This window comes from Rhodococcus sp. NPDC003322, from assembly GCF_053589555.1.
The window spans coordinates 1239264-1252688 of the sequence record NZ_JBSFSC010000001.1 but is presented as its reverse complement, the minus strand read 5'-3'; the positions used below and the strand labels follow the sequence as shown (position 1 = coordinate 1252688).

Here is a 13425-nt window from a genome sequence, read left to right as displayed (position 1 = left end):
CCTGCCGTGGAGGGAGCCTCGAACCTTCAGGATAGTCCCGACCGGTGCCGCTCCAGCGGCGTCGACGGGTTCAGAACGGCCACCCGGGCACCTCGGGCAGGTCGGGGCGGGTGGGCCGGCCGATCAGCCAGGACAGCAGCTCGGCCCGCGGCAGGTCGGGGAGTTCGACGTCCGGCGCGACGGCCGCGAGTTCGGGCAGCTGGGTGGCGAGCGTGGACTCGACGAATTCCGTCGGCCAGTCGGTGCAGCTGTAGCCGAGGTCGAGGTCGAGGTGGTGGATCTCGAGTTCCCGCCACCGCAGCACCGGGATGTCGCGGGCGGTGACCGGTTTGCGCCACTTCACCGGGGTGTCGAGCCGGTCGGGCGCGGCGGCGCGAAGGTCGTCGACGAGCCGTCGGCCTGCGAAGCGCAGATCGGCGGTGAGCAGGTTCACGGGCCGGTCGGCGCCCTCCTCGATCGCGGCGGCGCGGGCGTCGGGGCCGCCCGGGTACATCTCGTTCGCCGTTCCGGCCCGGACCCCGAGCACGAACCGGCGCAGCCCGTCGGCGTTGCGGGCGAGGTGGGTGATCACGTGGCCGCGGCTCCACCCGGGCAGCGCCGACGCGGCCCGCGCCCGGGCAGCGGTGAGGGTGGTCAGTGTCTCCTCGACACGTGCCTGCGACCTCGCGACCTGATCGACAACCTCGGCATAGGACAGCGTCATGGCTGCAGACAGTAGTGGTCGCCGCCACGCCCGGCGCGATCTCGGAACCATCGCGCCCTCTCGCGCGTTGGAGCAAGGGAGTCGTGCACGCACACGGACGTGCTAACGGCGATCACCGGTGGTGTTCGCGGTAATCTTTGATTGTCCGGTGAGCAGCCGGAACGCCGGCGCACCGAGCTCGACCCGAGCTGTAAGGCTCGACCGGAACTGGAAAGGACTGGCCCCAGCGGCTGAACCTGTATGAACCGCAAGACAGTGTTTCGCAACCTGGCGATCGTCGCCGGCATCCTGCTGATCATCTATGCGTTCAGCTACTTCGGCAACGACACCCGCGGGTACAAGAGTGTCGACACCTCGGTGGCGATCGCGCAGCTCGACGCCAAGAATGTCACCGACGCGCAGATCGACGACCGGGAGCAGCAGATCCGGTTGACCCTCAAGCAGGGCAACGAGGCCACCGACAACTCGACGCAGATCATCGCGAAGTACCCGAGCGCCGCCTCCGAGCAGATCTTCACCGAGGTGCAGCAGGCCGGGCTCGACAAGTACAACACCAAGATCACGCAGCAGGGCTGGCTGACCCAGATCCTGCTGTTCGTGCTGCCGATGGTGATCCTGCTCGGCCTGTTCGTCTTCGTGATGGGCCGCATGCAGGGCGGTGGCCGCGGTGGCGTGATGGGCTTCGGCAAGTCGAAGGCCAAGCAGCTGTCGAAGGACATGCCGAAGAACACGTTCGCGGACGTCGCGGGCGCCGACGAGGCCGTCGAAGAGCTCTACGAGATCAAGGACTTCCTGCAGAACCCGGCCCGTTACCAGGCGCTGGGCGCGAAGATTCCGAAGGGTGTGCTCCTGTACGGCCCGCCCGGTACCGGCAAGACGCTGCTCGCTCGCGCGGTCGCCGGTGAGGCCGGGGTGCCGTTCTTCACGATTTCCGGTTCGGACTTCGTCGAGATGTTCGTCGGTGTCGGCGCCTCGCGCGTCCGCGACCTGTTCGAGCAGGCCAAGCAGAACAGCCCCTGCATCATCTTCGTCGACGAGATCGACGCCGTCGGCCGCCAGCGTGGCGCCGGCCTGGGCGGCGGTCATGACGAGCGCGAACAGACCCTCAATCAGCTGCTCGTCGAGATGGACGGCTTCGGCGACCGCACCGGCATCATCCTGATCGCCGCGACGAACCGCCCCGACATCCTGGACCCGGCGCTGCTGCGCCCGGGCCGGTTCGACCGGCAGATCCCGGTCACCAACCCGGACCTCGCGGGCCGCCGCGCGATCCTGCGGGTGCACTCGCAGGGCAAGCCGCTCGACCAGCACGCGGACCTCGAGGGTCTGGCGAAGCGGACCGTCGGCATGTCCGGCGCCGACCTGGCCAACGTCATCAACGAGGCGGCACTGCTCACCGCCCGCGAGAACGGCGCGGTGATCACCGAGGCCGCGCTCGAGGAGTCGGTCGATCGTGTGATCGGCGGCCCGCGGCGCAAGAGCCGGATCATCAGCGAGCACGAGAAGAAGATCACCGCGTACCACGAGGGCGGACACACGCTCGCGGCGTGGGCGATGCCGGACATCGAGCCGATCTACAAGGTCACGATCCTCGCCCGCGGGCGAACCGGTGGTCACGCGATGACGGTCCCCGAGGACGACAAGGGTCTGATGACCCGCTCGGAGATGATCGCGCGACTGGTGATGGCGATGGGTGGCCGTGCCGCCGAGGAACTGGTGTTCCACGAGCCGACGACCGGCGCCTCCTCGGACATCGACCAGGCGACCAAGATCGCCCGCGCGATGGTCACCGAGTACGGCATGAGCGCCAAGCTCGGCGCCGTCCGGTACGGCCAGGAGCAGGGCGACCCGTTCCTGGGCCGGTCGATGGGGCAGATGTCGGACTACTCGCACGAGGTGGCCCGGGAGATCGACGAGGAGGTGCGCAACCTGATCGAGGCCGCGCACACCGAGGCATGGTCGATCCTCAACGAGTACCGCGACGTCCTCGACGTGTTGGCGGCGGAACTGCTCGAACACGAGACGCTGACCCGCAAGGACCTGGAGAAGATTTTCACCAGCGTCGAGAAGCGGCCGCGGATCACCGCGTTCAACGACTTCGGTGACCGCACCCCGTCGGAGAAGCCGCCGATCAAGACCCCGCGCGAGCTGGCCATCGAGCGCGGTGAGCCGTTGCCGGAGGAGCCGTCGCGCACGCCGACGTTCGCGACTCGCGAGGCGGTCCCGGCCGGGCCGTCCACCCCGCAGGCGGGGATGCCGCAGGCCGGCGTCCCGCAGCAGGGTGTTCCGCAGCCGCCGCAGAACGGCTACCAGGTTCCGCCCGCGGGCTACCAGCCGTACCCGCCGCCGCAGCAGCCGCAGGGGTCGATGCCGGACTACGGCGCCCCGGCCGGGTGGTCGGCGCCGGGCTGGCCTCCGCGCGGTGAGGCGCAGCACGCCCGCCCCGCGGGCAGCCCGTATCCGGAGCAGGCGGAGAACCCGTATGCCGGGTACCCCCAGTGGAACCCGCCGCCGCACCCGCCTCAGCCGACGCACCAGCCTCAGCCGACGCACCCGAACCCGCCGGTGGAGGACAAGGACGTCTCCACTCAGCGCTGGGAAGGGCCGAACGGACAGCAGTAGGTCGCGACGCATAGTGTTTTGCACGGTCCGTCCCGAAACGGACCGCGGACGCGGGTTTCGAACGAAGTGGAGGTGCGATCAGGTGTCGGTTCATCAACTCGGTGGCGTGGGAACGAATGAGGCAGACGAGGTGCTGCGGTCGATCGAGACCGGTCGTGCCTTCGACCAGCCTCGGGCCGAGGCGGCGGTCCGTGAGCTGCTGATCGCCGTTGGCGAGGACCCGGACCGTCCCGGCCTGCTCGACACCCCGGCGCGGGTGGCGCGGGCGTACCGGGAGGTGTTCGCGGGCCTGTACACCGAGCCCGACGAGGTGCTGAACACGACGTTCGACGAGGGCCACCAGGAACTGGTGCTTGTCCGCGACATCCCGCTGTACTCCACCTGCGAGCACCACCTGGTCTCGTTCCACGGGGTCGCGCACGTCGGGTACATCCCGGGGGCCACGGGCCGCGTGACCGGGCTGTCGAAGCTGGCGCGGCTGGTCGACCTGTACGCGAAGCGCCCGCAGGTGCAGGAGCGGCTGACCAGTCAGATCGCCGACGCGATGGTCCGCAAGCTCGATCCGCGCGGTGTCATCGTCGTCGTCGAGGCCGAGCACCTGTGCATGGCGATGCGCGGCATCCGCAAGCCGGGCGCCAGCACCACCACGTCGGCGGTCCGGGGCATCTTCCAGTCCAGTGCCGCCTCGCGTGCCGAGGCGCTGGATCTCATCGTCCGCAGGTGACCGTGCTCCCGACGCCGGGGCGCTGCGTCGTGATGGGTGTCCTCAACGTCACCAGCGACTCCTTCTCCGACGGCGGCCGGTACCTGGACAGGGACGCGGCCGTCGCGCACGGGCTGGAGTTGCGCCGGCTCGGCGTGGACATCATCGACGTCGGCGGTGAGTCGACGCGTCCCGGCGCCCAGCGCGTGGATCCGGACGTCGAGGCCGGTCGCGTGGCACCGGTCATCGCCGACCTCGTCGCAGAGGGCATCCCGGTCAGCGTCGACACGATGCGCGCCTCCGTCGCGGAGGCGGCGATCGAAGCGGGCGTGAGCGTCGTCAACGACGTTTCCGGCGGACGCGCGGATGCGGCGATGGCGTCTGTCCTGGCCGATGCCGGGCTGCCGTGGATCCTGATGCACTGGCGGTCGGCCGGCGAGTACGTGCACGCGGGTGGGGTGCTGCACTACGGCGACGTGGTCACCGACGTGTGCGACGAGCTGATGCAGTCGGTCGACGCCGCGGTCGGCGCCGGTGTCGACCCGTCCCGGCTGATTCTCGACCCGGGCCTCGGGTTCGCGAAGACCGCCGAGCACAACTGGGCCCTGCTCGGCGCGCTGCCGAGGCTGAACGCGCTCGGGTTCCCGGTGCTCATCGGGGCCTCCCGCAAGCGGTTCCTCGGCACCCTGCTTGCGGATGCGGACGGTGACCGCGTCCCCGACGGCCGCGAGGTCGCGACCGCGGTGGTGTCGGCGTTCGCCGCTCGGCAGGGCGCCTGGGGAGTTCGGGTGCACGATGTGCGTGCGTCACGGGATGCGATCGCGGTGGAGCGGGCATGGTCCGCGGCGGAGGAGGTCGGTGATGTCTGACCGCATCGAGTTGCGCGGGCTGAAGGTGCGCGGAAATCACGGGGTGTTCGAGCACGAGAAGCGCGACGGCCAGGACTTCTTCATCGACGTGACGGTCTGGCTCGACCTCGCGCCGGCCGCCGCCTCGGACGATCTCTCCGACACCCTCGACTACGGCGCGCTGGCGCAGACCGCTGCGGACATCGTCGCCGGACCACCGCGGGACCTGATCGAGACGGTCGCCGCCGAGATCGCGGAGGCGGTGCTGCGTGACGAGCGGGTGAGCGCGGTGGAGGTGACCGTGCACAAGCCGTCGGCGCCGATCCCGTTGACGTTCGCGGACGTGGCGGTGGTCGCCCGGCGTTCCCGCGAGGGTCTGCGCCGATGAGCCGGGCGGTGTTGTCGATCGGATCGAACCTCGGTGACCCGCTCGCGAACCTGCGGTCGGTGGTCGAGGGGCTGGGCCCGCGGCTGGTCGCGGCGTCCGGGGTGTACGCCACCGCGCCGTGGGGCGGCGTGGAACAGCAGGACTTCCTCAACGCGACGCTGATCGTGGACGACCCCGATCTCGACTGCCGGGGCTGGTTGACCTTCGGTCAGGAACTCGAACAGCAGGCGGACCGGGTTCGGGACGTGCGCTGGGGTCCGCGCAGCCTGGACGTGGACGTGGTGGATTGCGACGGCGTGGTCAGTGACGACCCCGAGCTCACGCTGCCGCACCCGCGCGCCCACCTGCGCGCGTTCGTACTGATGCCGTGGCTGGAGATCGAGCCGGACGCGGTGCTGGTCGTCGACGGCGCGCGGGTTCGGGTCCGCGATCTGCTGGCCGGGCTCGACCGGACGGAGACGGCGGGTGTCCGCCGCACCGACGCGGTCCTGGTGACGTCGTGATGAAGCCCACGCGGGTCCGTGACCTGCTCGGGTTGGCGCTGTTCGCGGCCCTCGCCACCTGGCTCCTCGTCCGGACCTTCTACGGTTCACTCCCTCCGATCTCGATATTTGCGGGTGCATCGCTGTATCCGGTGGCACTGATCGAGGTGGTCCTGGCGTTCGTGATCCGATCACGCGTGGAGGACCATCGAATCGGCACGGACCGGCATCAGCTGCACCCGATCACCGCGGCCCGCGCGGTCGCCCTTGCCAAGGCGTCCGCCCTGGTCGGTGCGGCGAGCGCGGGGGTGTGGCTCGGTCTGCTGCTGTTCCTGTTGCCGGAGCGGGCGGAGGTCGACGCGGCGGCACAGGACACCACCGGAACGCTGGTGGGTTTGGTGGGTGGTGTGGCCCTGGCCGCCGCGGCGATGTGGCTCGAACATTGCTGCAAGACGCCGGACGAGCCCCCGGACGAACCGGCGATGTAGTTCGCGCAGGTACGGGAATCGCCGCGGACGTACTCCGGAGTAGTCGTCGGCGACGGCTATCCTGGGCGCCATGACGCTTTCTGGTCGCGCGGGTTCGATGCGGAGAAACAAGCGCAGCGCGAGCCAGATGATCGTGGCCGGCCTCGTGGTGCTGGCTGTGGTCGCGAGCCTGTTCCTGATCTTCAGCGACAGCGTGCAGGTGCTGCGCATCGGTCTGATGGCTGCGCTGTGGGCCGCTGTCATCGGCGCAATCGCGATGACCCGCTACCGCCGGGAGTCCGCGGCGGACAAGGCCAAGATCCGCGACCTGCAGACCGTGTACGAACTCCAGCTCGAGCGGGAGATCAGTGCCCGCCGCGAGTACGAGGCCGGGGTCGAGGCGCGGGTGCGCAGCGAAGTGAACGTCGACGTGTCCGAGATCGCGGCACTGCGGGTCGAACTCGCCGCCCTGCGCGGCAGCCTAGAGGTGCTGTTCGACGGTCGTCTGCCCGCCGACCGAGTGGCGATCGAGGCCGAGGGGTCCCGGATGGGCCAGCTCTCGGCCGCGCGCGAGGGCGTCCGGCCACCGGTACCGTTCGCGCCGAATCCCGCGTACGCCGATCCCGGGTCCGGCCCCACCTTCGCGACACCGTTCGACGAGCCGGTGACGGCGGAGGTGTCCGTGGTCGGGGAGGAGGACGAGCCGACGGACGCGGGCCAGCCCCCGAGGGTGGCGGCGCCGCAGTCCCTGCAGCCGCAGGCCCAGCCGCAGCCCGCGCAGACACAGCCGCAGCCGCAGCCGCAGCCGCACTCGCGGTCGGCCGAGTCCGGACCGCGGAAGCCGGTGCCGGCGCAGCCGGAGCCGCAGGCGGAGACGCCGACACCGCCGAAGACCTCGACGGATGCGCCCTCGACCGGTGCGCCCCGGATCGATACGTCCGTGGCCGAGGTGCCTGCCACCGATGCACCCGCCGGCCCGACGCCGGAGGACGACGTGGCGCCGCCGTCGCGCCGCTCACGGCGCCGCTCGACCGAAGACGAAGTGGGACCCGGTGATGTCGCCGGGGCCCACTCGAGCGGGCTCACCGTCGCCGAGATCATGGCGAACATGCAGGCCGCGTCCCCGGATTCGGAGGGCCCCCGGGCGGGTCGCCGCCGTCGCGAGTGAGCCATAGATCACTTTCTCGACCATGGCGGCGCGTCGGAGTTGCCGACTATCCTCGCTGTGAACGTCCGGTACCCGCACCGCGGGACTGGAACGAACGAGAGGAACAACGGTGACCTCATCCGAGATCACTCGAGACGGGTCTTTTCCGGACCCGGCGCCCGCACGACTGACGGTGGGAATCGTCTCGGCGGGACGCGTCGGCACCGCACTCGGTGCGGCACTCGAACGAGTCGGCCACCTGGTGGTGGCGTGCTCCGCAGTATCCGACGCCTCGGTGCGCCGTGCCGAGCAGCGTCTGCCGGACTCCGAAATTCTGCCTGCCGCCGATGTCGCGGCCCGTTGTGAGCTGCTGATCCTGGCCGTCCCGGACGACGAGCTCGCGGACCTGGTGCACGGCCTTGCCGCCACCGAATCGGTTCGGCCCGGGACCCTTGTCGCGCACACGTCCGGCGCGAACGGTATCGGTGTGCTGACCCCGCTGACACAGATCGGCGCGGTGCCGCTGGCGATCCATCCGGCGATGACGTTCACCGGACACGACGAGGACGTGGCCCGCCTGGCGTCGGCCTGCTTCGGGGTCACCGCCGCGGACGAGATCGGGTATGCGATCGCCCAGTCACTGGTCCTCGAGATCGGCGGCGAGCCCGTGCGGGTCCGCGAAGAAGTGCGGCCCCTGTATCACGCGGCCCTCGCGCACGGCAGCAATCACCTGGTCACCCTCGTGTCCGACGCGGTGGCGGCGTTGCGCGTGGCCCTGGCCGGGGACGAACTCTTCGGGCAGCAGGCCGTCGACGGTGCCCCGAACGGTGTGGCCGAGCGGGTGCTCGCGCCGCTGCTGTCGGCCGCGCTCGACAACGCGCTGCGCCGCGGTTCCGCCGCGTTGACCGGCCCGGTGGCGCGTGGCGACCGGGCCGCGGTCGCGACCCACCTGCGCGTGCTCGGCGAGGTGGACCCACAACTTGCGGCCGGCTATCGGGCGTTGTCGCTGCGGTCGGCGCAGATCGTCGGGGCGGACCCGGCGCTGATCGAGATGCTGGAGGACCAATCGTGAACGGCTACACGCGCGGCGAGCTGACCGTGCACCACGAGCCCGCCGAGCTGACGAAGGTCACCCGGGCGCTGCGCGGGGTCGGCAGGCAGGTGGCGCTCGTGCCCACCATGGGTGCGTTGCATGCCGGTCACCTGGAACTGGTGCGGCAGGCCAAGCTGCGGGGTGCGGTCGTGGTGGTCTCGATCTTCGTCAATCCGCTGCAGTTCGGAGCGGGGGAGGACCTCGACGCCTACCCGCGCACCCTCGACGCGGACCTGGAGCTGCTGCGTGGGGAGGGCGTGGAGCTGGCGTTCGTTCCGACGGCCGCCGCGATGTACCCGAATGGGCAGCGCACCATGATCCACCCCGGTCCCGTCGGGGCCGAGCTCGAAGGTTCTAGCCGTCCAACGCATTTCGCCGGAATGTTGACGGTGGTCGCGAAGCTGCTGCAGATCGTCTCCCCGAACACCGCCTGGTTCGGCGAGAAGGACTACCAGCAGCTCACGCTGATCCGGCAGATGGTCCGCGACCTGAACTTCGACGTCGAGATCCGCGGAGTCCCCACCGTGCGGGAACAGGACGGCCTGGCGCTCTCCTCTCGGAACCGCTACCTCGACGAGAACCAACGAGCCGCTGCTGCCACGATTTCCGCGGCCCTCGTCGCCGGCGCCCACGCGGCGGCCGGGGGACCGGAGGCGATCCTCGCGACTGCTCGCGAGGTGCTCGCCGCCACGCCGGAGGTCGAGGTGGACTATCTCGAGGTCCGCGGCGTCGATCTCGGTCCGGCCCCCGAACGGGGTGACGGGCGCCTGCTGGTCGCGGCCAGGGTGGGTTCCACCCGGCTGATCGACAACGTCGGTGTCGCTGTCGGCACCGGATTCCTCGAACGGGACACCGACTCCCAGACCACCTCCGCGGCGACCACCGCCGACGACCAGATCACCCGTTAGACCTAAGGGGCTGAACATGTTTCGCACGATGATGAAGTCGAAGATCCACCGCGCCACCGTCACCCACGCCGACCTGCACTACGTCGGCTCGGTGACCGTCGACCAGGACCTGATGGACGCCGCCGACCTGCTCGAGGGTGAGCAGGTGTGCATCGTCGACATCGACAACGGTGCCCGGCTCGAGACCTACGTCATCGCGGGTGAGCGTGGCAGTGGTGTGATCGGGATCAACGGTGCGGCAGCGCATCTCGTGAACCCCGGTGATCTCGTCATCCTGATCGCGTACGGCGTGATGAACGAGCAGGAGTGCCGCGACTACAACCCGCGCGTGGTGTTCGTCGACGCCGACAACCGGCAGGTCGAGTTGGGGTCGGATCCGGCGCACGCACCGGAGGGTTCGGGGTTGATCACTCCACGGATGCTGAGCACCCTGGAGAACACCTCGGCGCTGGTGTAGCCGTGCTGCTGGCGGTCGACGTCCGCAACACCACGATCTCGCTGGGTGTGTTCACCGGCAGCGGGGAACACGCACGGCTGGAGCAGGATTGGCGCATGCGCACCGACCCGCGGATGACGGCCGACGAGTTGGCGCTGATGCTGCGGGGACTGCTCGGCTCGCGGGTCGAGCAGATCGTCGGCGTCTCGGCGCTGTCGACGGTGCCGTCGGTGCTGCGTGAACTGCGGGTGATGCTGTCCCGATACTGGGGGCAGGTCCCGCACGTGGTGGTCGAACCCGGGGTTCGTACCGGGGTGCCGCTGCTGGTCGACAATCCCAAGGAGGTCGGGGCCGACCGGATCGTGAACAGTCTTGCCGCACACCATCTCTACGGCGGTCCGTGCATCGTCGTCGACTTCGGGGTCGCGACCTGTGTGGACGTCGTGTCGGAGAAGGGGGAGTTCCTCGGCGGCGCGATCGCCCCGGGGCTGGAGACCTCGACCGACGCACTCGCCTCGCACTCGGCTGCGCTGCGCAAGTTCGAACTGGTGCGTCCCCGCGCGGTGGTCGGGAAGAACAGCGTCGAGTGCATGCAGGCCGGCGCGGTGTTCGGATTCGCCGGGCTGGTGGACGGCCTGGTGCGGAGGGTGCGGGCGGAGCTGCCCGCGTTCGCGGGTGACGACGTGACGGTGATCGCGACCGGAGACAGTGCGCCGCTGGTGATGCCGGAGTCCGAGACCATCGCGCACCTCGAACGCGACCTCGCACTCGAGGGTCTCCGCATCGTGTACGAGCGCACCCAGGCCCGCCGCGCGGCCAAGCGTTCGCCGGTGGTGTGACCGACTTCTTTCCGCCCGAACCTTTGCCAGACTTCGAATCTGTGTCACACTGGTCGACGTGATTGCTCGCATGGTTGCTCAGGAGTGTTGTCGAGGCTGACTGCCGCCTCGACTCGGTTGAGGCACGTCAATTCGCCTCCGCTGTTCACATTCTCCTGGAGTTACTTCCATGCTTTCCACATCTGTGGTCTCCACCCTTGCGTCCGTTCCCGCCTCGCGACCGTCGGTGTCCCCGAGCCGGCTCCGCCCCGCTGACCTGCTGCGCATCACCGACGAGGGCGCGCAGGACGTGCTCGACGGCCGGTTCGCGCATCTGCTTCCCGCGGGCGGCCTCTTTCCCACCGAGCAGCGCTGGTCCACCCGGTTGCACGCGGACGACGACGTCGACGTCTGGTTGATCAGCTGGGTCCCCGGTGAGGCGACGGAGTTGCACGATCACGCCGGTTCTTTCGGCGCGCTCACCGTCCTCAGTGGATCGCTGGCCGAATATCGCTGGGGCGGAACCGAACTCAAATACCGAACGCTGGACGCCGGCGACCAGGCGTCGTTCCCGCTGGGATGGGTGCACGACGTCATGCAGGCGCCTGACAGCGCCGCCGGACCCGGCCTGCCGACACTGAGCGTGCACGCCTACTCACCACCACTGACCGCGATGTCGTACTACGAGGTCACCGATCGCGGCAGCCTGCGCCGTACCCGCACCGAGCTCACCGATCTCCCGGAAGGACTGTCGGCATGACCATCGACGAAATGCTCGAGAATGCCCGCAGCGCCTACCGGCGCACCACCGTGTTCGAACTCGCGGACGCCGTCGCCCGGGGCGCCATCCTGGTCGACATCCGACCGCAGGCCCAGCGCGATCGCGAGGGCACCCTGCCCGGCGCGCTGGCGATCGAGCGCAACGTGCTCGAGTGGCGACTCGACCCGGCCAGCAACGCGCGCATCGCGCTGGCCGCCGACCACGACGTCGAGTGGATCGTCGTCTGCTCCGAGGGGTACACCTCCAGTCTGGCCGCGGCGGCGCTGCAGGAACTGGGTCTGCGCCGGGCCAGTGATCTGGTCGGCGGGTACCAGGCGATCCGGGCCGCCGGCCTGCTCGGCGTCGCCACCCGGTCCCGGCACCTGATCCGGGACACCGAGGCGGTCGCCGCTCACTGAGCGGCGGTCACGCCCGGCGTCGGCGGGTCCCGTCGGCCGGTTGGGACGACCGTCGCGGTCGCTCCTCACGGCGGGGCATTACCCTGGTCAACCGTGAGTGATGTAGCAGCCGAGCACGACGACACCCCCGAGCAGCTTCGTATCCGCCGCGAGAAGCGGGAGCGGATCCTGGAGCAGGGCGGGCAGGCGTATCCCGTCTCGGTGCCGCGCACCCACTCGCTGGCGGAGATTCGCGCGAAGTACCCCGACCTGGAGCCGGACACCGCGACCGGCGAGCAGGTCGGTGTCGTGGGCCGGGTGATCTTCGTCCGCAACACGGGCAAGCTGTGCTTCGCGACCCTTCAGGAGGGCGACGGCACCCAGCTGCAGGCGATGCTCAGCCTCGCGAACGTCGGTGAGGACGCCCTCGCCGCATGGAAGTCGGACGTCGACCTCGGCGACCACGTGTTCGTGCGCGGCGAGGTGATCAGCTCCCGCCGCGGCGAGCTGTCGGTGATGGCCGATTCGTGGCAGCTCGCGTCCAAGTCGCTGCGTCCGCTCCCGGTCGCGCACAAGGAGATGAACGAGGAGTCGCGCGTCCGTCAGCGCTACGTCGACCTGATCGTGCGGCCCGAGGCCCGTGAGATGGCCCGCAAGCGGGTCTCGGTGGTGCGGGAACTGCGCAACGCGCTCGAACGCCGGGGCTTCCTCGAGGTCGAGACCCCGATGCTGCAGACCATCGCCGGTGGTGCCGCAGCCCGGCCGTTCATCACGCACTCGAACGCGCTCGACATCGACCTGTACCTGCGGATCGCTCCGGAACTGTTCCTCAAGCGCTGCGTGGTCGGTGGCATCGAGAAGGTTTTCGAGATCAACCGCAATTTCCGCAACGAGGGCACCGACTCGACGCATTCGCCGGAGTTCGCGATGCTCGAGACCTACGAGGCGTACGGCACCTACGACGATTCCGCGACGATGATCCGCGAATTGATCCAGGAGGTTGCGCAGAACGCCCTGGGCACGCAGGTCGTCACGCTGGCGGACGGCACCGAGTACGACCTGAGCGGCGAGTGGAAGACGATGGAGATGTATCCGTCGTTGTCCGCCGCGATCGGCGTCGAGGTGACCCCGGACACCACCGTCGACGAGCTGCTCGCGCTCGCCGCGAAGGTGGGTCTCGAGGTGCCGAAGGACAAGGGTTACGGTCACGGCAAGCTCGTCGAGGAGCTGTGGGAGCACCAGTGCGGCGATCAGCTCCACGAGCCGACGTTCGTCCGCAACTTCCCGGTGGAGACGTCGCCGCTGACCCGGCAGCATCGCAGCCTGCCCGGGGTCACGGAGAAGTGGGACCTGTACGTGCGGGGCTTCGAGTTGGCCACCGGGTACTCGGAACTCGTCGATCCCGTCATCCAGCGCGAGCGGTTCGTCGATCAGGCGCGTCTGGCCGCGGCCGGTGACGACGAGGCGATGGCCCTCGACGAGGAGTTCCTCGCGGCGATGGAGCACGGCATGCCGCCGACCACCGGCACCGGTATGGGCATCGACCGACTGCTGATGGCATTGACCGGATTCGGTATCCGGGAAACCATCTTGTTCCCAATTGTCCGGCCGTCCGCGCGGTGATCGATTTCTAATAGATTTGCCATTATCCG

The 13425-nt window shown here is 69.6% G+C and carries 15 protein-coding genes; 14 read left to right on the top strand and 1 reads right to left on the bottom strand.

What is annotated here, in order from left to right; translation table 11 throughout:
- Positions 1-70: 70 nt before the first annotated feature.
- Positions 71-703, bottom strand: a complete 633-nt coding sequence (locus tag ACWDUM_RS05925; protein ID WP_450133218.1) for a maleylpyruvate isomerase family mycothiol-dependent enzyme — start codon at positions 701-703, stop codon at positions 71-73.
- A 240-nt stretch (positions 704-943) separates the two neighbouring features.
- Here ACWDUM_RS05925 and ftsH point away from each other — a divergent pair, with 240 nt between their 5' ends.
- The 14 genes from ftsH (at position 944) to lysS (ending at position 13396) form a co-directional block, all read left to right on the top strand.
- Complete coding sequence (gene ftsH / locus ACWDUM_RS05920; RefSeq protein WP_450112358.1) at positions 944-3325, top strand: ATP-dependent zinc metalloprotease FtsH; 2382 nt, start codon at positions 944-946, stop codon at positions 3323-3325.
- 106 nt (positions 3326-3431) lie between these two features.
- Positions 3432-4049 (top strand): GTP cyclohydrolase I FolE, encoded by a 618-nt coding sequence (gene folE / locus ACWDUM_RS05915; protein ID WP_450112357.1) that lies wholly within the window; start codon positions 3432-3434, stop codon positions 4047-4049.
- Positions 4046-4897, top strand: a complete 852-nt coding sequence (folP, locus tag ACWDUM_RS05910) for a dihydropteroate synthase (RefSeq protein WP_450112356.1) — start codon at positions 4046-4048, stop codon at positions 4895-4897. The genes folE and folP overlap by 4 nt, the downstream gene beginning before the upstream one ends.
- Positions 4890-5264, top strand: coding sequence for a dihydroneopterin aldolase (folB, locus tag ACWDUM_RS05905; protein ID WP_450112355.1), 375 nt, complete (start codon positions 4890-4892; stop codon positions 5262-5264). The genes folP and folB overlap by 8 nt, the downstream gene beginning before the upstream one ends.
- Positions 5261-5767, top strand: a complete 507-nt coding sequence (gene folK / locus ACWDUM_RS05900; protein WP_450133217.1) for a 2-amino-4-hydroxy-6-hydroxymethyldihydropteridine diphosphokinase — start codon at positions 5261-5263, stop codon at positions 5765-5767. The genes folB and folK overlap by 4 nt, the downstream gene beginning before the upstream one ends.
- Positions 5767-6234, top strand: a complete 468-nt coding sequence (locus ACWDUM_RS05895) for a DUF3180 domain-containing protein (RefSeq protein WP_450133337.1) — start codon at positions 5767-5769, stop codon at positions 6232-6234. The genes folK and ACWDUM_RS05895 overlap by 1 nt, the downstream gene beginning before the upstream one ends.
- Positions 6235-6304: 70 nt before the next feature.
- Complete coding sequence (locus tag ACWDUM_RS05890; protein ID WP_450133216.1) at positions 6305-7381, top strand: DUF6779 domain-containing protein; 1077 nt, start codon at positions 6305-6307, stop codon at positions 7379-7381.
- 109 nt (positions 7382-7490) lie between these two features.
- Positions 7491-8432, top strand: coding sequence for a Rossmann-like and DUF2520 domain-containing protein (locus ACWDUM_RS05885; RefSeq protein WP_450133215.1), 942 nt, complete (start codon positions 7491-7493; stop codon positions 8430-8432).
- Positions 8429-9361 (top strand): pantoate--beta-alanine ligase, encoded by a 933-nt coding sequence (panC, locus tag ACWDUM_RS05880; protein WP_450112351.1) that lies wholly within the window; start codon positions 8429-8431, stop codon positions 9359-9361. Before ACWDUM_RS05885 ends, panC begins: the two co-directional genes overlap by 4 nt.
- 16 nt (positions 9362-9377) lie before the next feature.
- A complete protein-coding gene (gene panD, locus ACWDUM_RS05875; protein ID WP_450112350.1) occupies positions 9378-9818 on the top strand; it encodes an aspartate 1-decarboxylase in 441 nt (146 codons plus the stop codon).
- Positions 9819-9820: 2 nt separating this feature from the next.
- The gene (locus ACWDUM_RS05870) at positions 9821-10636 is read left to right on the top strand and encodes a type III pantothenate kinase (RefSeq protein ID WP_450112349.1); all 816 of its coding nucleotides are present in this window, start codon (positions 9821-9823) and stop codon (positions 10634-10636) included.
- Between the two features lie 169 nt (positions 10637-10805).
- Positions 10806-11375 carry a cysteine dioxygenase gene (locus ACWDUM_RS05865; protein WP_450112348.1) on the top strand — a complete coding sequence of 190 codons (570 nt, stop codon included), beginning with the start codon at positions 10806-10808 and terminating at the stop codon, positions 11373-11375.
- Entirely contained in the window at positions 11372-11794 is a 423-nt protein-coding gene (locus ACWDUM_RS05860; protein ID WP_450112347.1) for a rhodanese-like domain-containing protein, read from the top strand. Before ACWDUM_RS05865 ends, ACWDUM_RS05860 begins: the two co-directional genes overlap by 4 nt.
- A 93-nt stretch (positions 11795-11887) precedes the next feature.
- Positions 11888-13396 carry a lysine--tRNA ligase gene (lysS, locus tag ACWDUM_RS05855; RefSeq protein ID WP_450112346.1) on the top strand — a complete coding sequence of 503 codons (1509 nt, stop codon included), beginning with the start codon at positions 11888-11890 and terminating at the stop codon, positions 13394-13396.
- The last annotated feature ends 29 nt before the right edge of the window (positions 13397-13425 follow it).